Origin of the sequence: Pseudomonas oryzihabitans (genome assembly GCF_007665395.1) — a bacterium.
In the GTDB taxonomy this organism is placed as follows: domain Bacteria; phylum Pseudomonadota; class Gammaproteobacteria; order Pseudomonadales; family Pseudomonadaceae; genus Chryseomonas; species Chryseomonas psychrotolerans_C.
On sequence record NZ_VDND01000001.1, the window covers coordinates 217,194 to 237,650 of the forward strand.

The 20,457-nt window shown below is 67.2% G+C and carries 21 protein-coding genes; 9 read left to right on the forward strand and 12 right to left on the reverse strand.

Annotated features, from left to right (window positions below; translation table 11 throughout):
* Positions 1-14: 14 nt before the first annotated feature.
* The 11 genes from FSV73_RS00975 to urtA all read right to left on the reverse strand — a co-directional run bounded on the left by FSV73_RS00975 (position 15) and on the right by urtA (position 9,939).
* Positions 15-881, reverse strand: a complete 867-nt coding sequence (locus FSV73_RS00975) for an urease accessory protein UreD (protein WP_260856004.1) — start codon at positions 879-881, stop codon at positions 15-17.
* Entirely contained in the window at positions 878-1,537 is a 660-nt protein-coding gene (gene ureG, locus FSV73_RS00980) for an urease accessory protein UreG (RefSeq protein WP_145002570.1), read from the reverse strand. The genes FSV73_RS00975 and ureG overlap by 4 nt, the downstream gene beginning before the upstream one ends.
* A gap of 26 nt (positions 1,538-1,563) precedes the next feature.
* Positions 1,564-3,276 (reverse strand): urease subunit alpha, encoded by a 1,713-nt coding sequence (gene ureC, locus FSV73_RS00985; protein ID WP_145002573.1) that lies wholly within the window; start codon positions 3,274-3,276, stop codon positions 1,564-1,566.
* Between the two features lie 3 nt (positions 3,277-3,279).
* The gene (locus FSV73_RS00990; RefSeq protein ID WP_145002576.1) at positions 3,280-3,975 is read right to left on the reverse strand and encodes an urease subunit beta; all 696 of its coding nucleotides are present in this window, start codon (positions 3,973-3,975) and stop codon (positions 3,280-3,282) included.
* A 39-nt stretch (positions 3,976-4,014) separates the two neighbouring features.
* Complete coding sequence (locus FSV73_RS00995) at positions 4,015-4,734, reverse strand: urease accessory protein UreF (protein WP_145002578.1); 720 nt, start codon at positions 4,732-4,734, stop codon at positions 4,015-4,017.
* Positions 4,731-5,171 carry an urease accessory protein UreE gene (gene ureE / locus FSV73_RS01000; RefSeq protein ID WP_145002581.1) on the reverse strand — a complete coding sequence of 147 codons (441 nt, stop codon included), beginning with the start codon at positions 5,169-5,171 and terminating at the stop codon, positions 4,731-4,733. Before ureE ends, FSV73_RS00995 begins: the two co-directional genes overlap by 4 nt.
* A gap of 21 nt (positions 5,172-5,192) precedes the next feature.
* Positions 5,193-5,882, reverse strand: a complete 690-nt coding sequence (gene urtE / locus FSV73_RS01005) for an urea ABC transporter ATP-binding subunit UrtE (protein WP_007162456.1) — start codon at positions 5,880-5,882, stop codon at positions 5,193-5,195.
* 2 nt (positions 5,883-5,884) lie between these two features.
* A complete protein-coding gene (gene urtD / locus FSV73_RS01010) occupies positions 5,885-6,622 on the reverse strand; it encodes an urea ABC transporter ATP-binding protein UrtD (protein WP_007162455.1) in 738 nt (245 codons plus the stop codon).
* Positions 6,619-7,761, reverse strand: coding sequence for an urea ABC transporter permease subunit UrtC (gene urtC / locus FSV73_RS01015; RefSeq protein ID WP_145002584.1), 1,143 nt, complete (start codon positions 7,759-7,761; stop codon positions 6,619-6,621). The genes urtD and urtC overlap by 4 nt, the downstream gene beginning before the upstream one ends.
* 1 nt (position 7,762) lies before the next feature.
* The gene (gene urtB, locus FSV73_RS01020) at positions 7,763-8,665 is read right to left on the reverse strand and encodes an urea ABC transporter permease subunit UrtB (protein WP_039976323.1); all 903 of its coding nucleotides are present in this window, start codon (positions 8,663-8,665) and stop codon (positions 7,763-7,765) included.
* A 92-nt stretch (positions 8,666-8,757) separates the two neighbouring features.
* Positions 8,758-9,939 carry an urea ABC transporter substrate-binding protein gene (gene urtA, locus FSV73_RS01025; protein WP_145002587.1) on the reverse strand — a complete coding sequence of 394 codons (1,182 nt, stop codon included), beginning with the start codon at positions 9,937-9,939 and terminating at the stop codon, positions 8,758-8,760.
* 676 nt (positions 9,940-10,615) lie between these two features.
* Between urtA and FSV73_RS01030 the strand changes: the two genes are divergently transcribed.
* From FSV73_RS01030 to FSV73_RS01045, 4 genes are all read left to right on the forward strand, one after another.
* A complete protein-coding gene (locus FSV73_RS01030) occupies positions 10,616-11,764 on the forward strand; it encodes a transporter substrate-binding domain-containing protein (RefSeq protein WP_145002590.1) in 1,149 nt (382 codons plus the stop codon).
* On the forward strand, positions 11,761-12,393 hold the full coding sequence (locus tag FSV73_RS01035; protein WP_145002593.1) for an ANTAR domain-containing response regulator: 633 nt from the start codon (positions 11,761-11,763) through the stop codon (positions 12,391-12,393). Before FSV73_RS01030 ends, FSV73_RS01035 begins: the two co-directional genes overlap by 4 nt.
* A 203-nt stretch (positions 12,394-12,596) precedes the next feature.
* Complete coding sequence (locus FSV73_RS01040) at positions 12,597-14,132, forward strand: amidase (RefSeq protein ID WP_145002596.1); 1,536 nt, start codon at positions 12,597-12,599, stop codon at positions 14,130-14,132.
* Positions 14,133-14,202: 70 nt separating this feature from the next.
* Entirely contained in the window at positions 14,203-14,784 is a 582-nt protein-coding gene (locus FSV73_RS01045) for a HupE/UreJ family protein (protein ID WP_145002599.1), read from the forward strand.
* A 144-nt stretch (positions 14,785-14,928) separates the two neighbouring features.
* On the opposite strand, the gene FSV73_RS01050 is transcribed toward FSV73_RS01045, so the two are convergent.
* Entirely contained in the window at positions 14,929-15,846 is a 918-nt protein-coding gene (locus tag FSV73_RS01050; protein WP_145002602.1) for an AraC family transcriptional regulator, read from the reverse strand.
* Between the two features lie 107 nt (positions 15,847-15,953).
* Between FSV73_RS01050 and FSV73_RS01055 the strand changes: the two genes are divergently transcribed.
* The 5 genes from FSV73_RS01055 to FSV73_RS01075 are packed head-to-tail and all read left to right on the forward strand — an operon-like array spanning position 15,954 to position 20,351.
* Positions 15,954-16,514, forward strand: a complete 561-nt coding sequence (locus tag FSV73_RS01055) for a carboxymuconolactone decarboxylase family protein (RefSeq protein WP_145002606.1) — start codon at positions 15,954-15,956, stop codon at positions 16,512-16,514.
* Positions 16,507-17,601 (forward strand): acyl-CoA dehydrogenase family protein, encoded by a 1,095-nt coding sequence (locus FSV73_RS01060; RefSeq protein WP_145002609.1) that lies wholly within the window; start codon positions 16,507-16,509, stop codon positions 17,599-17,601. The genes FSV73_RS01055 and FSV73_RS01060 overlap by 8 nt, the downstream gene beginning before the upstream one ends.
* The gene (locus tag FSV73_RS01065; protein ID WP_145002612.1) at positions 17,598-18,428 is read left to right on the forward strand and encodes an ABC transporter ATP-binding protein; all 831 of its coding nucleotides are present in this window, start codon (positions 17,598-17,600) and stop codon (positions 18,426-18,428) included. Before FSV73_RS01060 ends, FSV73_RS01065 begins: the two co-directional genes overlap by 4 nt.
* Positions 18,394-19,593, forward strand: a complete 1,200-nt coding sequence (locus FSV73_RS01070; RefSeq protein WP_145002615.1) for an ABC transporter substrate-binding protein — start codon at positions 18,394-18,396, stop codon at positions 19,591-19,593. The genes FSV73_RS01065 and FSV73_RS01070 overlap by 35 nt, the downstream gene beginning before the upstream one ends.
* Positions 19,590-20,351 carry an ABC transporter permease gene (locus FSV73_RS01075; protein ID WP_145002618.1) on the forward strand — a complete coding sequence of 254 codons (762 nt, stop codon included), beginning with the start codon at positions 19,590-19,592 and terminating at the stop codon, positions 20,349-20,351. The genes FSV73_RS01070 and FSV73_RS01075 overlap by 4 nt, the downstream gene beginning before the upstream one ends.
* The last annotated feature ends 106 nt before the right edge of the window (positions 20,352-20,457 follow it).

Below are 20,457 nucleotides of genomic sequence, written 5' to 3' on the forward strand. Positions count from 1 at the left end.
CGGCCGCTGCGCTATCACTTGCGTCGCGGCCGGGGCGCCACGCCGGTCAGCTGTTCACGGACGCTCGACCAGGCGCGGTGCAGTCCGCTGCGCAAGGCCACCGCATCCATTGTCATCAGGCGCACGCTGACCCCGCAATCGTTGGGCAGGGCGCTGACGCCGACATAGCTGTCGGGCAGGGTGCCCAGGGCCTCGCGCAGGCGTTGCTTGAGCGCCTCCACCGGCAGCTCCTGACCCACCAGCATGAACGTCGCCAGGGCCTGCATCTCCTCGCTGACGCCCGGCAGACCGCTACGCAGGTCGGCACCGGTCAGGGCCAGGCGATCGCCCGCCAGCAGGCGCCCGTCCGGGCTGCGTACCTCCAGATCGGCGCGATAGAAGTCGAACACCCCAGCACTGCCAGCGGGCGCATGCAGGCTGAAGGCATCGCAGAGCATCACCCGGGCCTGGGGATGCAAGACCACCCTGACCTGGCTGTGGAGCCGGGCCTGGGGGAACAGGATCGTCGCCATCGGCAGGTATTCGAGCCAGGCCCCTGTCCCGGCTTCCAGGCTCACTAGCTGCCGCGCCGGTTGTTCGAGCATGCTGTGGGCAACGGTGGCGGCGCCGGTGCTCAGGTAGGCCTGGCTGCCCGGTTCGGCCCTTAGCTGCAGATGGAGGTGTTCCCCGGCGAAGAGGCCGCCAGAGCAGGATTGCAGGTACACCGCGGCCATGCCTGGCGGATCGTCGGGCAGTCTCAGCGTACGCCCCAGATGGAAGGGGTAGCCCACCTGCTGGGCGGATACATAGCTGCCACCCGCCGGGGCCTCGCTGAAGGTGATCCGCGCCTGGGGAGCGACGGCTTCGGTCAGCGGACGAAAGAGCGTCTGGGGCGCGTTCATGGACGGTCGAACAGCACGGCGCGGCTGATGGTGTCGACGACCGCATCGACGCCTTCCCCCGTCGCACAGTTGGTGAACAACACCGGCTTGGCGCCACGGGCGTCGGCGGACTCGCGGCGCATCCGGGCCAGATCCACCCCGACGTAGGGCGCCAGATCGTATTTGTTGACCACCAGCAGGTCGCAGCTCAGCACGCCCGGACCGCGTTTGCGCGGAATGTCGTCACCGCCAGCGACGTCGATGACGAAGATCCAGTAGTCCACCAGATCCAGCGAGAAGGTCGACGCCAGGTTGTCGCCCCCGGATTCGATGAGGATCAGGTCCAGCCGGGGGAAGCGCACCTCGAGCTCGTCCGCCATCTGCAGGTTCAGGGTCGGGTCCTCACGGATCGCCGTGTGCGGGCAGGCGCCGGTTTCCACGGCGCGTACCCGTTCAGGGTCGATCAGGCCGCTGCGGCGGACGCGCTCGGCATCCTCGCGGGTCGCGAGATCGTTGGTGATCACCGCGAGTTCGGTGCCACGGGCGATGAACCGCGGGATCAGCTGTTCCAGCAGGCGGGTCTTGCCCGAACCCACGGGGCCACCGATGCCCACCCGGGCGGCGCCGGCATGGGTGAGCGCCTCGATTGAGGTCTGGACGGCGTTGAGGGTATTCATCAGGGCACTCCTGGTATCGAGGGACATCAGCGCAGCAGGTAGCGCTGGGCGAGCGGAACCTGGCTGACCGGCTCGCAGGTCAGCCGCTCGCCATCGGCGTAGACGTCGAAGGTCTGCGGATCGACGCGGATATCGGGGCAGGCGTCGTTGTGCAGCATGTCGCCCTTGCGCAAGGTGCGGGTGCCGATGGCGGGGAGCAGCGCCTTCTTGAGACCCAGGGCGGCCGCGGTGCCGGCCTCGACGGCCAGGCGGTTGACGAAATTCACCGCCAGCGCCTGCTTGGCCTCGCCGAACGCGCCCCACTGCGGGCGCATCACCAAGGGCTCGCAGGTATAGAGCGAGGCGGCCGAATCGCCCATGACGCCATGGACGATGAAGCCGCCCTTGACCACCAGTTCCGGCTTGATCCCGAAGAACGCCGGGCGCCACAGCACGAGGTCGGCGAGCTTGCCCGGCTCCAGCGAGCCGATGTAGCGGTCGATACCGAACACCCGGGCGGCGTTGATGGTGTACTTGGCGATGTAGCGCTTGATGCGCTCGTTGTCGCCCAGCAGGGTGCTCTCTTCCGGCAACCGGCCGCGCTGGTCCTTCATCTTGGAGGCCAGTTGCCAGGTCCGGCAGATGACTTCGTTGATCCGGCCCATGCCCTGGCTGTCGGAGCCGAGGATCGAGATCGCCCCGGTGTCATGCAGGATGTCCTCGGCGGCGATGGTCTGGGGGCGCACCCGCGATTCGGCGAAGGCCACGTCTTCCGGTACGTCCGGATTGAGGTGGTGACAGACCATGATCATGTCCAGGTGCTCGTCGAAGGTGTTCACCGTGTAGGGATTGGTCGGATTGGTGGAGGAGGGGATGCAGTTGGCCTTGCCGGCCACGCTGATGATGTCCGGCGCATGACCGCCGCCGGCCCCTTCGGTGTGGTACATGTGAATGGTGCGATCACCGATGGCGGCCAGGGTGTCTTCGAGGAAGCCCGACTCGTTGAGGGTGTCGGTGTGCAGTTGCACCTGGAAGTCGTACTCGTCGGCGACCTTCAGGCAGGTATCGATCACCGCCGGCATCGCGCCCCAGTCTTCGTGGATCTTCAACCCCAGGCAGCCACCGCGCAGCTGGCCCAGCAGGGATTCGGGCTTGCTGGAATTGCCCCGCCCGAGGAAGCCGAAGTTGATCGGCCAGGCTTCGGAGGCCTGCAGCATCTTGCCGACGTTCCACTCACCGCCACAGTCGATCCCCACCGTGATCGGCCCCAGCGAGCCGCCGATGAGGGTGGTGAGCCCCGCCGCCAGGGCGTGCTCGCAGAGTTGCGCCGAATCGAAATGCACGTGCACGTCGATGCCGCCGGGGGTGACGATCAGGCCTTCGGCATCGCGCACGGTGGTCGCGACCCCACAGACCAGCTGCGGGTGCACGCCATCCATGACCTGGGGATTGCCCGCCTTGCCGATGGCGACGATCTTGCCCTCCTTGATGCCGATGTCGCCCTTGACGATGCCGAGCACCGGGTCGATCACCAGGGCATTGCAGATCAGCATGTCCAGGGCGCCGTCGTCGCTGTCGTGCCCGGGCATCAGGCCCATGCCGTCGCGCAGGGTCTTGCCCCCACCGTGCAGGCATTCGTCACCGGGCACCGAGTGGTCGAACTCGACCTCGGCCAGCAGCGAGGTATCGCCCAGGCGGACGGCGTCGCCGACGGTGGGGCCGTACATCGCGGCGTATTCCTTGCGGGTCATCGTCGCCATGGCTCAGGCTCCCTTGAATTGTTGTGCGCGGGCGCGCTGCAAGGCCGTGGCCTTGCACGCCGGATCGTGCAGGTTGCCGTTGGTCAGGCCGCTGAAGCCGTGGATGTCGCCGCTGCCGCCGAATTGCACCAGCTGCACCTCGCGCAACTCGCCGGGCTCGAAGCGCACGGCGGTCCCCGCGGGGATGTCCAGGTGCATGCCGAAGGCGGTTTCCCGCGGGAAGTCCAGCGCCTTGTTGACCTCGAAGAAGTGATAGTGGCTGCCGATCTGCACCGGCCGGTCACCGGTGTTGACCGCCCGCAGCGTCGCGGTGGGCCGGCCGGCGTTCAGCTGGATGTCGCCGGCGGGGGAAAGGATCTCTCCGGGCGTGGGTCCCTCTTCCAGGGCCAGTCGACCGGGGCGGATGGGCTGGTGCACGGTGACCAGCTTGGTGCCGTCGGGAAAGGTCCCTTCCACCTGCAGCACCGGCAGCAAGTCGCTTACGCCGGGCAGGACGTCATCGGTGGTCAGGAGGGTCGAGCCGAAGCCGATCAACTCGGCGACACTGCGGCCTTCGCGGGCACCTTCGAGAATCTCGTCGGCGATCAGGGCGCTGGCTTCCGGATAGTTCAGGCGCAGGCCCTTGGCGCGACGTTTGCGCGCGAGCTCGGCGGCGGTGTACAGCGTCAGGCGTTCGAGCTCCGTAGGGGTCAGCAGCATGGTCTAGCTCCTATCTGGCCGGTGCGCAGGGCGGCCGGCTCAATTGGCGAACAGTCGCAATTCCTGGGTTTCGTGGCGCATCACGGCGATTTCGGCCAGCGGGGTGAAGCCACTGACGTCTTCGAGCGCGGGAAGGGGCTGGGCGAGAATGTCCAGCAGCAGGGGTTGGATCGCGGTCAGGACCCGCTGGGCATCCAGATGGCCCATGACGCCCAGGCGGATGGCGGCACTCACCAAGCCGGTACAGAGCCCATGGGCGGCGGCCAGCTGGCAGTGCTCCTGCTGCATGCCCAGGCGCTGCCACAGCAAGCCCTGCACCACCGCCAGGTGGCCCGGCACCTCGCCCGCCAGCACCTGGCGCTGATAGGCGGCGGCATCCGGGGTGCCCATGGCGACGTGCACGCCCAGCAGCGACTGCCCCAGGCGCCGTGAGCCCTGGCGCAGCTCTTCGGCGAGCGTCAGCGCCTCGACCTGGGCGTCGAGGTCGGCCAGGGCCGCCAGGTCAGTCGCGCTCCAGGCCGCGGCCAGGAATGCCCGGTCGAAGCTGGCCCAGCGATGCCGCAGCTGGCCGGTGACGAAGCCACTGACCTGGGCGCTGCGATCCCGGACCGTCCCCCGTTGGCGGCGTGGCAGGGCCTCGCCGCCCAGGCGCCCGTCGGCGACCAGTGTCTCCAGCCCCCAGGACCAGGCCACCGCGCCGCCGGGGAAGAAGCTGTCAGCCTGTTGCAGCGCCAGCAGGCTGCTGTGCAGCGAATTCATGCGCGCGCTACCCGGCCGTCGGCCAGCATCGGCGCCAGGCGTTCGAGGTAGTCGGCTTCCGGCCCGGACAACGGAATCTGCAACTGGTCATCGGCGAAGCGTACCTGCCAGTGCATGTTGCCGGCGAAGTAACCCAGTTCGAGCGCGGCGGCGGCGTCGCGCGGGCGTAGCCTCAGGTACTGCGGATCCTGCATCTGCACGACGATGGCGCGCTGACCCTCGAGCAGCAGCACCGAGCCGTTGCGCAGCTGCTGATGGCGCTCCAGGCGAATGGCGCAGTCGGTGCCCTGGTCGCTGGCCAGGCGCAGGCGATGCCGCTGGATATCGCTGGTCGAGAGGACCAGGGTCTCCACCTGGCCACCGTGGCTCAGGGCGTGCAGCCTATCGGCGAGCGCCGGGTCGCTGGCTTGGCCGAGGATGCGGTCGAGGATCAACATGGCGGGGTCTCCGGTGCCGGTTCAAATGGTCAGGTAGCGCAGGATGCGCTCGCGGTCGACGGTCTCGCGGACCTCGCTGTGGACGAACTCGCCCTTCTCGATGATCAGGTAGCGGTCGGCGACGGCCATGGCGAAGGACAGCACCTGCTCGGAGACGATCAGCGAAAAGCCGCGCTCCTTTTTCAGCAGGTTCAGGGCGCGGGCGATGTCCTTGATGATCGAGGGCTGGATGCCCTCGGTGGGCTCGTCGAGGATGAGCACCTTGGGGTTGGAGACCAGCGCCCGGGCAATCGCCAGCTGCTGCTGCTGGCCGCCGGAGAGATTGCCGCCCTTGCGCCGCCGCATCTCGAACAGCACCGGGAAATATTCGTAGACGTAGTCGGGAATCGGCGCCGCCGGTGCGCCCTGCATGCCACTGAGGATGTTCTCTTCCACGCTCAGGTAGGGAAAGATCATGCGGCCCTGGGGCACGAAGCCGATGCCTGCCGCGACCCGGTCGTAGCTCTTGCGCCCGCTGAGTTCCTCGCCGGCCAACTGGATGCTGCCGCTACGGGCGGGCAGCATCCCTACCAGGCTGCGCAGCAGGGTGGTCTTGCCCATGCCGTTGCGGCCCATGATGGCCAGGGATTCCGCCGGCGCCAGACTCAGGTCGAGGTTACGCAGGACATGGCTGTCGCCGTAGTACACGTTGAGGTTGTTGACGGTCAGCATGCTCAATGCCCCAGGTAGACGTCGATGACCCGCGGATCGTTTTGCACCTGATCCATCGAGCCGTAGGCCAGGGTCTTGCCCTGGTGCAGGACGGTGACCTTGTCGGCCACCGACTTCACGAACTCCATGTCGTGCTCGATGATGACCATGGCGCGCCCCTTGGCGATCTGCCTGAGCAAGCCCGCGGTCTTTTCCCGCTCTCCGGCGCTCATGCCCGCCACGGGTTCGTCGAGCAACAGCAGTTCGGGCCTCTGCATCAGCAGCATGCCGATCTCCAGCCACTGTTTCTGGCCGTGGGAGAGCAAGCCCGCTTTGCGGCCGAGGTGCTCGTGCAGGAAGATCATCTCGGCGGTACGCTCGATTTCGGCGTGCAGCGCCCGGTCCTGGCGGGCGAACAGGCAATTGAACAGGCCGCGCCGGTCCGGGGACGAGATGTCCAGGTTCTCGCGGACGGTCAAGTCCTCGTACACCGAGGGATTCTGGAACTTGCGACCGACGCCGGCGCGGGTGATCTGGTACTCGATCAGGTTGGCCAGTTGCAGGTCCTTGAAGCGGATGCTGCCGGCACTGGGACGGGTCTTGCCGCAGATCATGTCGAGCAGGGTGGTCTTGCCTGCGCCGTTGGGACCGATCACCACGTGAACCTGGTCTTCCTCGACGTAGAAGTTGAGGCCGTCCACGGCCTTGAAGCCATCGAAGGACACCGTCAGGTCCTCGACACTCAAGAGGATTGCGCTCATCGCTCGTCTCCCTGGTTGCTCAGGCGCTGCACCAGCCCCGCCAGCCCCGTCGGCAGGAACAGCACCACGCCCATGAACAGGAAGCCGATGAAGTACTGCCAGAAGGTGACGAAGTTCTCCGACAGATAGGTCTTGGCCAGGCCGATCAGCAGGGTCCCGTAGACGGCGCCGACCAGCGACAGGCGGCCGCCCAGGGCCGCGTAGATGACGATCTCGGTGGACGGAATGATGCCCACCAGCGAGGGGGAGGCCAGGCCCACCTGCAGGGTGAACATCACTCCGCCGAGGGCCGAGATCAGCGCCGCCACGGCGAAGATGAACGCCTTGAACAACGCCGTGTTGTAACCGGAAAAGCGCACCCGGTCTTCGCGGTCACGGATGGCCACCACCACCTTGCCCAGGCGGCTGCGCAGGATGAAGCCGCACAGGGCCACGCAGCCGAGCAACAGCAGCGCCGTGATGAGGTACAGGATCCAGGGGGTCTGCGGGGTTTGCAGGCTCAGGCCGAAGGCGGTCTTGAAGTCGGTCAGGCCATTGACGCCGCCGGTGTAGCCCTGCTGGCCGATGATCATGATCGACATGATCGCCGCCAGCGACAGGGTGATGATGGAAAAGTACACGCCGCCCACGCGTTTCTTGAAGTAGGCGTAGCTGAAGGCGAACGCCACCAGTGGCGGTATGACCAGGATCGCGGCCAGGGTGAAGGTCGCCGACTCGAACGGCTTCCACCACCAGGGGAGGGCGTCGACGCTGTTCCAGATCATGAAGTCGGGCAGGGCGGAGCCATAGAAGGCCGCCAGGGCACTGGCGGCTTCGTCGGTGGCGGTGGCCTCGAGCTTCAGGTACATGGCCATCATGTAGCTGCCCAGGCCGAAGAAGATGCCCTGGCCGAGGCTGAGAATGCCGCCGTAGCCCCAGATCAGCACCATGCCCAGGGCGCAGAACGCCAGACTCAGGTATTTGCCGACCAGCCCGAGGCGGAAGTCACCCAGGCTCAAGGGCAGGATGACCAGCAGCAGGATCGACAGCCAAAGCAATCCATGGCGCTCGATCAGGGGCAGCCAACCCGCGCGGCGGCTGCGCTGGGCGAGGGAGGCTGCCTGCGGCCGGCCCAAGGGCTTTTCAGTCATGTCATTCATCTCAGCGTCTCACTTTCGCGGCGAACAGGCCGTTGGGGCGGAAGAACAGCAACACGATCACCACCAGCAGGGTGATGGCCTTGGCCATCGAGCCCGTGGTCAGGTACTCCAGCGATATCTGCGTCTGGCCGATGGCGAAGGCGGACAGGAAGGTCCCGAGCAGGCTTTCCACGCCGCCGAACACCACCACGATGAAGGTATCCACCAGGTACTGCTGGCCGCTGACCGGGCCGGTGGAGGCGAGCATGGTGAAGGAACTGCCGGCGATCCCGGCCAGGCCGCACCCCAGGGCGAAGGTCACGGCGTCGACGCGCGCGGTATTGATCCCGGCGGCCCCGGCCATGGCGCGGTTCTGGGTCACCGCGCGGATGCGCAGGCCCCAGCGGCTGCGGTAGAGGAACAGGAAGACGGCCCCGGCGATGACGAAGGTCAGGCCGATGATGAAGATCCGGTTGAGCGGCAGCTCCAGCCCCGCGGTGACCTTCCAGGCGCCCTGCAACCACTGCACGGTCGGCACGCTGACCTCCTTGGGGCCGAATGCCTGGCGAAACACCTGCTGCAACACCAGGGACAGGCCCCAGGTGGCGAGCAAGGTGTCCAGGGGCCGGTTGTACATGAAGCGGATGAAGCAGCGTTCGAGCAGGAAGCCGAAGGCGAAGGTCACCGCGAAGGCCACGCCGATGCCAACGAGGAAATACCAACCCATGAACTCGGGTAGGTAGCGCTGGAAGACCAGGGAGGTGACGTAGGTCATGTAGGAACCCAGCGCCATCAGCTCGCCGTGCGCCATGTTGATGACGCCCATCAGGCCGAAGGCGATGGTCAGGCCCAGCGCCATCAGCACCAGTACCGAGAACAGCGAGAATCCGCTGAACACCTGCATTATCAAGATATCGAGAGTCATAGCGTCGCTACCTGTCGCTGCACGGGGGCGGAGCCGTGCTCACCGCCCCTGGATGGCCACCGGCGCGAGGCGAGTCGCGCCGGCACCGGGCTTCACAGTTTCGGGAAGGGATTGGGCTCGATGGGCGCGGACTCGTAGAGTACGTCGACCTGGCCCTGGGCGTTGATCGTGCCGATGCGCGCGCGCTTCCACAGGTGGTGGTTGTCCTTGTGCACCTTGACCTCGCCTTCCGGGGCATCGAGGGTCAGCTCGGAAGAGGCGGCGATCACCGCGGGGACGTCGAAGCTGCCGGCCTTTTCCACCGCCTTCTTCCACAGGTACACCGCGGTGTAGGCGGCCGCCATGGGATCGCCGACCACGCGCTGCTGGCCGTAGCGCGTCTTGAAGGCGGCGACGAACTTGTCGTTGACCGGATTCTTCAGGCTCTGGAAGTAGCTCATGCAGGTCAGGAAGCCGGTGAGGTTCTCGGCGCCGATACCCGTGACCTCTTCCTCGGTGACGGCCAGTGCCATCAGCGTCTGGTTGCTGCTGTCGATACCGGCCGCCTTGAGCTGCTTGTAGAAGGCCACGTTCGAGCCGCCGACCACGGTCGACAGGACGATGTCCGGCTTGGCGGCCTTGATCTTGTTGATCACCGAGGAGAACTCGATGTTGCCGAGCGGCAGGTAGTCCTCGCCGACGATCGAGCCGCCTTGCTTGGTCACCGCCACGCGGGCGAGCTTGTTGGTGGTGCGCGGCCAGATGTAGTCGGAGCCGATCAGGTAGACGCTCTTGCCCTTGTTGGCCATCAGCCAGGCGACCGCGGCCAGGGTCTGCTGCGAGGCCTCGGCGCCGGTGTAGATGATGGCCGGGGACTTCTCCAACCCCTCGTAGAACGTCGGGTAGTAGAGCAGGCCCTTGTTGCGCTCGAACACCGGCAACACGGCTTTGCGCGAGGCCGAGGTGAAGGCGCCGAAGGTCACCGCCACATGGTCGTTCTCCAGCAGCTTGCGCGCCTTTTCGGCGAAGGTCGGCCAGTCGCTGGCGCCATCCTCGACTATCGGCTCGATGGTCTTGCCCAGCACGCCACCGCTGGCGTTGATTTCGTCGATGGCGAGTTTTTCCGCATCCACCACGGAGGTTTCGCTCATCGCCATGGTGCCCGTGAGCGAGTGGATGATGCCCACCTTGACGGTGTCAGCCGCCTGGACCTGGCTGGCCAGGGACAGCGGCAACAGGCTGAAGGCCCCCAACAGCAGGGCATGCTTGATCAAACGGCGCTTGTCGTTGTGCATTTGCTTTCTCCCCAGGAATAAAAAAAGCCCGACGTCCCGGTTGGTCGAATAACCGGGAGGTCAGGCTTCTTGTGCCGAATCTGGCGGGACAACAGTGTCCGATCCAGTCGTACGCGGGGTGTCCCCCTACTTGCCAAGTGGGCGTAGGGCAAACAGCCGGCGCGATGTCTCGCAAGCGCTTTTGCAAGGGTGGTGCCAGGTGCCGGAAAGGCGCGGATCAGGGACGGACGGCGGCTGTCGCCTGAGTTCCTTGCATTAATTGCGCAGAAGGCTGGCCATGCGCCACTTCGGCGCAGGGACGCCGTTCCCTGCACCAAAAGCGGGACGAATCGCCGTTGCCGTGACGGTCGTCTGGGCGGGCTGCGCGCCCGCGTCGGCGTTTGCCGACGCCAGGCGCGTCCGGCTGCCGCCCAGGTGGCCCGCAATCTGCAGGAGAGCAGGGCACTACCCTCGCAGGGTCCCTTGTCGCACGCCCGTTTCCGGCAGGTGTGGAAGGCCCCTCGCATGACCGGCCGCGACAGCGCAGTCGCACCGGTTCCAGGCACAGGTCGCCTGAGAGCAGCCGTCGAATCCACGGCCATCGCTCACCGAATCTTCGTCCGTTGTTCCCTTGCAAAGGGCTCGTTCCCTGGCGGACAGCGGGCGTGTGCGCTCACGTTGAACAAGGTTGATAGGCATGGTTGACCAGGCGATCCGCATAGGCGGTCTGTTTTCCGATACGGGAGTCACGGCCGCCGCCGAAGGCTCGACAAGGCGCGGCGCGCAATTCGCCATCGCGCAGATCAACGCCGCCGGTGGAGTAGGGGGGCGGCCGCTGGAGCTCGTCACCCGCAATCCCGATTCGACGCCGGCGCTGTACGCCATGCACGTCGAGTCGCTGATTCGCGAGGAAAACCTGAGGTTCTTCTTCGGTTGCTACACCTCGGCCACGCGCAAGGCGGCATTGCCGGTCGTGGAGCGTTATGACGCCTTGCTGCTGTACCCGGTGTACTACGAGGGCTTCGAGTACTCGCGCAACATCATCTACACCGGTGCGACCCCGAACCACAACGCCGTGCCCCTGGGCAATTACATGCTCGACCACTTCGGCAAGCGGGTGTTGATGATCGGGTCCGAGTACGTCTATCCCTACGAAACCAATCGGCTGATGAGCGACCTGCTGTACGAGCGGGGCGGAATCAAGCTGGGCGAATACTACCTGCCGCTGAAGAATGCCCGCCCCGAGGACTTCGCCAGGCTCATGGCCAAGGCCCGGGAGCTCAAGCCGTCGTTCATTTTTTCCACGGTGGTCGGGGCGACCATGGGGCACCTGTACCAGGCGTACGCCGATGCCGGTTTCGATCCCGCCGTGATGCCGATCGCCAGCCTCACTACCAGCGAGACCGACATCAAGCAGATGGGGGTCCATCTCGGGGCGGGGCACATATCGGCGGCGACCTACTTCCAGTCGGTCGACACGGCCATCAACCGCCAGTGCATCGCGCATTACCGTGAACTCTTCGGTCAGGACCAGGTGACCGACCGCTGCTGGGAGGCGGCCTACTTCCAGGTGCACCTGCTGGCCAAGGCGATTCTCCGTGCCGGCAGCACCGAGGTCGCGGCGGTGGTGCGGGCGATGCGCGGGCTGGAGTTCGATGCGCCCCAGGGGCGCGTTCGCATCGACGCGGACAACCACCACACCTACCTGTTCTCGCGCATCGGACGGGCCAACGCCGAAGGCCAGTTCGACATCCTCTATGAAAGCCAGAGCGCCCTCCGGCCGGATCCCTACGCCATAGCGCCGCGACTGAACGACTGGTCGAGCAACACGGGGAGGGCGCTATGACCCTGCGCGCGGCAAAGAAGCGGCAACGCACCGATCCCGGCGTGGGGATCAAGGACCTGCGCGACATCAGCGTGCTGGTGGTGCATCCGGATGATGACGACGGCCGTCAGCTGATCGGCCAACTGCAACGCATCGGCTGCCAGGTGCGGGTGCAATGGCCTATCCCGGAACGCCTCACTACCGAGGCGGACGTGATCGTGCTCGCGGTGTCCCCGGAAAGCCTTTCGACCAACACGCCATGGCTGTTGCATGCCGCCACGCCGCCGATCATCCCGGTGATCGCCTACGAAAACCCGATCATCGTCGAGGCCCTGGTGCAGCTCAACGCCTGCTCGGTGATCCCGTCGCCGGTGCGGTCCTTCGGTCTGCTCACGGCACTGACGCTGACGTTGAGCCAGTCACGCAAGGCCCGCGAGCGCGAAAAGCACGTCAAGCGCCTGGAGGGCCGGATGGCAGTGATGCGCACCGTCCAGCAGGCCAAGATCATCCTGATCGAAACCAAGGGCCTGTCGGAAATCGATGCCTACAACGCCCTGCGCGACCAGGCCATGGCCAAGCGTGAGCCGGTGGAGAAGATCGCCGAAGCCCTGGTCAAGGCCCACGAGTTGTTTCAACAAGCCTGTTCCTGAGTGTCGGCCCCCAGGGGCCTGATCCTCTTCTGCGCGGAAGACTGCCATACGCCCTCATCGGCAGGTATGGATCACCGCGTGGCGACCGGCGTGGACAACGGCGTCCTCCGGAACGAACCGCGACCTGCGCAACCGCGCAGCGGGTTCGAGTCAACGGCTGCCCGCTTCCGGACAGTCCTCATCCGCTACCTGGAGAACCTTCCATGCCCGTCAAACGCCCGAGCAAAGCCGACTTCCTCCTCGCTGCCGAAGACCACGGCTATCACCTGAGCGACAGCCAGCTGGAGTCCTTCCTGAACCTGGCCGACGAAACCCTCGGCTCCTACGACGCCATCGATACCCTCTATGCGCAAACCCTCGCCCAGCAGCCACCCGCGCGTACCTTCAGCAAGGCCGCTGACGCCGATAACCGGCACGGCGCCTGGTATGTGAAGACCACCATCGCGGGCGCCGCCCAAGGCCCCCTGGCGGGCAAGACCGTGGTGATCAAGGACAATGTCTCGGTGGCCGGCGTGCCGCTGGCCAACGGCTCGCTCAGCCTGGACGGCTACATCCCCGCCGAGGATGCGACGGTGGTCAAGCGGTTGCTGGCCGCGGGCGCGACCGTGGTCGGCAAGTCGGTATGCGAGGACCTGTGCTTTTCCGGCGCCAGCTTCACCGCGGCTAGCGGCCCGGTGAAGAATCCCTGGGACCTGACCCGCAACGCCGGCGGCTCCTCCAGCGGCAGTGCCGTGCTGGTCGCGCTGGGCGAGGTGGACATGGCGATTGGCGGCGATCAGGGCGGCTCGATCCGCATGCCGTCGGCCTGGAGTGGCATCGTCGGCCACAAGCCCACCTACGGGCTGGTCCCCTACACCGGCGCCTTTCCGATCGAAAGGACCATCGATCACGTCGGCCCCATGGCCAACAGCGTCCACGACGTGGCCCTGATGCTGGATGTCATCGCGGGCGCCGATGGCCTCGATTCGCGCCAGAAGAATCCGCCAGCCGTCAGCTGCATGACTACCCTGGACCAGGGCGTGGCCGGGCTCCGCGTGGGGGTGCTGCGGGAAGGCTTCGGCATTCTGGGCGTATCCGAGGCCCAGGTGGATGCCCAGGTGAAGGCGGCGATCGCCCAACTGGAACGCCTCGGCGCGACGGTCGGCGAAGCCAGCGTGCCCTGGCATTCCGGCGTGGCGCTGGACATCTGGAACGTCGTCGCCACCGATGGCGCGGCCTACCAGATGCTGCAAGGCAATGGCTATGGCATGAACGTGGACGGCTACTACGACCCGGAGATCATGAGCTACTTCGGGGCCAAGCGTCGGGAGCACGCCGATGCCTTGTCCAGCAGTGTCCGTGCCGTCGCCTTGACCGGCCATTACAGCCTGAAGAACCTCCATGGCGCCTCTTACGCCAAGGCCCGCATGCTGGTCCCCGAGCTCACCCGTCAGTACGACGAGGCGTTCAAGGATTTCGACGTGCTGGTGATGCCGACCATGCCCTTCGTGGCCACTCCCTTGACCGCCGCCGATGCGCCAATCGAGGAGTACGTCCATAGCGCCCTGAACATGCTGGCCAACACCGCGCCGTTCGACCTCACCGGCCACCCGGCGACCTCGGTGCCCACGGGGCTGGCCGACGGCCTACCGGTGGCGATGATGATCGTCGCCCCGCGCTTCGAGGACGCCTTGGCCTTGCGCGTGGCCCACGCCTACGAGCAGGCCCGTGGCGCCTTCCCCAAGCCGCCGCGTCCCTGAGGTAGCGGGGCAGGGTGTCGGCGGTACGGCTGTCGGCACCCGGCCATTCTTGAACTGCAGGAGTGCCTTGATGCAAAAGACTCGATTGATACGGCTGTCGCTGGGCGCGGCCTTCGGCCTGCTTCCGGCGTTCGCCTTCGCCCACCCGGGGCATGACGAATCAGGCCTGCTCGCAGGCTTCGCGCATCCGCTGAGCGGACTCGACCACCTGCTGGCGATGTTCGCCGTCGGTCTCTGGGCGGCCCAACAAAGGGGACGCGCGCGCTGGCTGTTACCCCTGACCTTCGTCGGCAGCATGGTCCTCGGCGGTCTGCTGGGGTTCGCCGGCTTCGCCATGGCCTATCTGGAAACCGGCATCGCCGCCTCGGTCCTGACCCTCGGCGTGCTGGTCACGGTAGCGGCGCGTCCGCCTGAGGTGGCGGCCCTGGCCATCACCGCCCTGTTCGGACTGGCTCACGGCATTGCCCACGGCCTCGAATTACCGGAGATGAGCAGTCCGGTCGCCTATGCGCTGGGCTTCACGGTGGCGACCTTGGGGCTGCACGGCGCTGGCTTCGCCCTGGCGCGCGGGTTGTCGATGAGCAACGGCGCCATCGTGCGGGTGCTCGGACTGGCTTCGGCCGGCGCCGGTGCCTGGTTGCTGGTGGCCTGATCGAGCCATAGCGACCCGGCTCCGGGAGCGCCGGATGAGGCGCCTGGCAGTCGCCTCAGCGGCCCAATCGCCTCCTTCGCCCAGTGCAGCGCCTGAGGTTCAATCCTCTGGCGTCTGCGCTCCGTGGCGCCAGTGGCAGGGAGGTCACGCCGACGCCCCCGGTCGCTTGCGCCGCCGATAGGCGCCGGGCGGTAGACCGTACTCCTTGCTGAAGGCGCGGACGAAGGCGGCCACCGAGCGATAGCCGATCCGCTCGGCCACGGTTTCCACGCTGTGGTCAGCGTCCAGCTCGCGACAGGCACGGCGTAGGCGCAGGGCCAGCAGTACCTGGCCGGGGGATTGGCCGCTGACCTCCAGGAATCTCTTGCTGAAGGCCGAGCGCGACAGGCCGGTCACGGCCGCCATCTCCACCAGGGACCAGGGCTGTTCCGGTGCCGCTATGAGGCGCTCCAGCAAGGGACCGAATTGCAGGTGGCGGGCCAGGGCCACCAGCCCGCCGAGCGGTTCGGCGGGTCGCGTCAGCTGGTCGCGCAGCACATAGAGGAACAGCAGCTGGCTCAGGCGCTCCAGCACCAAGGCCGAGCCGCGCGAATCGGCGGCTTCGCTGCGGATCAACTGGAACAGCGCCTGGGGGCCCTGGCTCTGGGCCGCGTCGGCGCGGAGCACCAGTACGGGCGGCAAGGCCTCGATGATGAGTCGTGACAGGCTGCCGGCGAATTCGAAGAAGCCACACACCAAGCCGGCGCCTTCGCCAGGGCGTTCGGCCAGGGCGCCCATCCGACCGCGCGGCAGGTGGCTTGCGTCGCTAGCGCTGGCACTGCTTGCCAGGCGAAAGGGCAGGTCGTGCAGCAGGAACACCGCGTCGCCACTGCTCAGGGACTGCGCCGGTTGCCCATCCAGGTGCAACCAGCACTGGCCGTCCACCAGCAGGTGGAAACTGGCGCGGGCCGAGCCCTGGGTGGAGGCTTGCCAGCCACCGCAGTAACGGCCGGCGTGGAAGAGGCTGGCGTCGCATTCGAGGCTGTCCAATAACCATTCGGTCGGAGCACTGCAGAAAGTCATCTAAGGCCTGGACTCTGGAGCAAGGGATGGCGACTTTAGAATATGGATCTCTCTTCTTATTACCAAGACACTTGTCGACATCCCTTGCCTGCCCTGGAGTCGAAGCCATGTCGCGCCTGCCCATTCTCACCCCGGAAACCGCACCGGACGCCGCCCGTCCATTCCTGGACAACGCCCGCCAAGCCTCGGGATTCATTCCCAACCTGCTGGGCGTACTGGCCAATGCGCCGGCGGCGCTGGAGACCTACGTGACCGTCTCCGGCCTCAACGCCAAGGCCAGCCTGGGGTTGCCCGAGCGCGAGGTGGTGCAGCTGGTGGCGGCCACTACCCATGGTTGTGATTTCTGCGTGGCCGGCCATACCGCCGTCGCCACCCACAAGGCCAAGCTGGAGCCGGCGATCATCGCTGCCCTGCGTGCCGGCGAAACCCTGCCCGAGCCGCGCCTGGAGGCCCTGGCGGCCTTCACCCGTGCGGTCATCGCCAGCCGGGGGGCGGTAGCCGACGCCGAACTGGCGCACTTTCGCGAGGCAGGCTACAGCGATGGCCAGGCGCTCGAAGTGGTCCTCGGCGTCAGCCTGGCGACCCTGTGCAACTTCGCCAACGTCCTCGCGCAGACGCCGCTCAACGCCGAGCTGGCCGCCTACCGCTGGGAGCCGGCCCATGGCTGAATTCGCTCCTCGCGAGCCCGCTGCACCAGGCTCGACCCTGGGCGGCTGGCTCGACGAACACGCCGAGGCCCTGGACCAGGGTATCTGCGATCCCGAGGCGCTGCTTCCACGCTTGGCGGCTGGCGATTGCTTCGGCCGCGGTGTCGCGGAGGCACTGGGCGGTAGTGGCGGTACCCTGGGCGACGCCGTGGAAGGCATCGCCTGGCTCGCCGAGCACTCGCTGACCGCGGCCTTCGTCTGCTGGGGCCAGCGCGCCTTCATCGAGTACCTGCTGCAAAGCCCCAACGCCGGCCTGCGCGACCGTCTGCTGCCCAGCTTGCTGAAAGGCCAATTGGCCGGGGCGACCGGGCTTTCCAACGCCATGAAGTTCCTGTCCGGCCTGGAGCAGTTGCAGATCGAAGCCCGCCGTACCGAGCAGGGGTGGCGCCTCGACGGCTGCATGCCCTGGGTGACCAATTTGCGCAAGAGTGGCTTCGTGGTCGCCGGCGCCGTGGCGCGCGCCGGTGAGGCACGGCCCTTCGTCACCGCCCTGGCCAGCCAGAGTTCTGGCTTGCGCCGCTCGCCCGACCTGCAGCTGATGGGCCTGCAGGGCAGCAATACCGCCGCCCTGAATTTGACCGACGTCGAGTTGAGCGAGGACTGGCTGCTGCACGAGGAAGCCCGGCTCTATCTGCCCCGGGTCCGTCCGGCCTTCCTCGGCTTGCAGTGTGGCCTGGCCATCGGCCTCGCTCGCCGCAGCCTGGCCGAGGCGCAGCGCCTCGAAGGCCAGGGGCGGCGCGCCCTGCAGGCCGAACTCGACAACCTGGCCGAAGCACTGCAGCTCAGCGTCCGCCTGTTGCACGAAGGCTTGGCCAACGAGCGTTTCATCGACCGGCCGGCGGACCTGTTCCGCCTGCGCATCGCCCTGGCCGAGCAGGCGGCCACCGCAGTGCAACTGGAGCTGCAGGCCAGCGGCGGCGGTGCCTATCTGCGGGAGCGCGGCGATGCCTTCGCCCGGCGCTGGCGGGAAGCCGCCTTCGTCCCCATCGTCACCCCCAGCCTGACGCAGTTGCGTGGCGAGCTGGCGCGCCAGGCGGCGGGCGCATGAGCGCCATCCTCAGCGCCCGTGGCCTGGCGATCGGCTATGCCGGCGCGGACGGTTGGCAGCCGGTGTTGGAAGGCTTCGACCTGGATGTCGCGCCCGGTGAGGTGGTAAGCCTGCTGGGGCCTTCCGGGGTCGGCAAGTCCAGTGTGCTGCGGGCCCTGGCCGGGTTGCAACCGGCCGCCCGAGGCGAGGTGCTCCTCTTGGGCGAACCCTTGCAGCAACCCCACCCCCAGGTCGCCGTGGCCTTCCAGGACCCCTGCCTGCTGCCCTGGCTGACCCTGCGTGACAACGTGGCCTTTGGCCTGGACTTTCGCCGCCAGCCGCGCCTGGCGGCGACCCTGGCTCGGCAACGGGTGGACGACGCCATCGCCGCGGTGGGGTTGACCGCGGCGACCAGGCGCTATCCCGCCGAACTCTCCGGTGGCATGGCCCAGCGCACCGCCCTGGCTCGCTGCCTGGCGCGGCAGCCACGGGTACTGCTGCTGGATGAGCCCTTCGGCGCCCTCGATGAAGTCACCCGCGCCGACATGCAACAGCTGTTGCTGCGCCTGGTGGCGGAGCAGGGGACCGCCACGGTGCTCATCACCCACGACATCGACGAAGCGCTGCTGGTCTCCGACCGGGTCCTGCTACTGGGTGACCACCCGGCGCGGGTCATCGGCGAGTGGCGCATCGAGGTGGCGCAGCCCCGCACCGAGGCCATCGAGGCCCTCGGCGCCCGGCGCATCGAGATCCTGCAAACCCTACGGCGGGCGAGCCGACCAATCCCTTCCCTTTCCGCAGCGGAGTCTGCCCATGTGCCTGCACGATCCCCGTCCCTCGCGCCGTGAATTCCTCAAGCTGGCCGCGCTGTTCAGCGCCGCCGGTGCCTTTCCCCTGCTGCGCAGCCTGGAGGCGCGCGCGGCGGCCGAACCCGATGCCCCGGTACGCATCGGCTACCTGCCGATCACCGATGCCACCCCCTTGCTGGTGGCCCATGCCCGCGGTCTGTTCGACGCCGAGGGGGTCCAGGCCGAGAAGCCGGTGCTGTTGCGCAGTTGGGCGCAGGTGATCGAAGCCTTCCTGTCCGGTCAGGTGAACGTCATCCACCTGCTGTCGCCGATGACCGTCTGGGCGCGCTACGGCAGCCAGGTGCCGGCCAAGGTGGTGGCCTGGAACCACGTCGGCGGCTCGGGCCTGACCGTGGCGCCGGACATCCAGGATTTGCACCAGCTGGGCGGTCGCAGCGTGGCGATTCCCTTCTGGTACTCCATCCACAACGTAGTGCTGCAGGAATTGCTGCGCCAGCACGGGCTCAAGGCGGTGAGTCGGCCAGCCGATGCCCGCCTCGCGGCCGACGAGGTCAACCTGCTGGTGCTGCCGCCCTCCGACATGCCGCCGGCCCTTGCCAGCCAGCGCATCGCCGGCTACATCGTCGCCGAGCCGTTCAATGCCCTGGCCGAGAGCCAGCAGGTGGGGCGCATCCAGCGCTTCACCGGCGATGTCTGGCGCAACCACGCCTGCTGCGTGGTGTTCATGCACGAACGGGATCTCAACGAGCGGCCGGAATGGTCGCAGCGGGTGGTCAATGCCATCGTCAAGGCGCAGGTCTGGACCCGGGAAAACCGCGCCGAAGCGGCGGCGCTGCTCGCCCGCGAGGGCAGCGGACGCTATATGCCGCACCCGGAAAGCCTGCTCCGGCAGGTGCTGGTGCCCAATGCCGAGGCGCGCGGCCGCTATCTCGCCGATGGCGCCATCCGCCATGCGGACTGGCACGACGAGCGCATCGATTTCCAGCCCTATCCCTATCCCAGCTATACCCGCGAGCTGGTGACCCGGCTCAAAAGCACCCTGATCCAGGGCGACGCGGGTTTTCTCGCCGGACTGGACCCGGAGCGCGCCGCGGCCGATCTGGTGGATGATCGCTACGTGCGCCAGGCCATCGCCGCGGTGGGCGGCATGGGCACCTTCGGCCTGGCCGAAGGCTTCGCGCGCCAGGAAGAGATCTCGGTGTGAAGGCCGCTTCGCTCAAGCGCGCACTGCTCGGCGGTGGTGGCCTGCTGGTGCTCGTGCTGCTCTGGTGGGCGGCGGTGCACGGCTTGTCGGCGCCGGGCAGCCTGACCCGCCGCTTCGCACCCGACGCCACCTTCGCCAGCCTCTGGCACCTGTTGGCCGGTGGTGAGCTGTGGCCGCACATCCGGGTCAGCCTGGAACGGGTCTTGATCGGCCTGGGCCTGGCCTTGCTGGTCGGGGTCCCCCTGGGCCTGCTGGTCGGCTCCTGGCGCTCGCTGGAGGCGGCCACCACACCGGCGTTCCAGTTCCTGCGGATGATCTCGCCGCTGTCCTGGATGCCCTTGGCGGTGATGGTCATGGGGGTAGGGGACAAGCCCATCTACTTCCTGCTGGCCTTCGCCGCGGTCTGGCCGATCCTGCTCAATACCGCGGCCGGCGTGCGCCACCTGGACCCGCGCTGGCTGCAACTGGCCCACAGCCTGAGCGCCACCCGCTGGGAGGTGCTGCGGCGGGTGGTGTTGCCCGGGGTGCTCGGCCAGGTGCTCACCGGGGTGCGGCTGGCCATCGGCATCCTCTGGATCGTGCTGGTGCCCTGCGAAATGCTCGGCGTCAGCGCCGGCCTCGGCTACTACATCCTCGACACCCGCGACCGCCTGGCCTATGGCGAGCTGATGGCCCTGGTCCTGCTGATCGGCCTGCTAGGCTTCGCCCTCGACTTCCTGGCGCGGCGGCTACACCAGCGTTTTCTGCCGCGTGGCTAGCCTGGAGAATATAGTTAGCGTGAAACATTATTTCGTCTAACTATTCGATCTATTCATAAAGAATCTGGGTCTTTGGGTTCCTCTTCCTGCCTGGGGCAGCATGCCT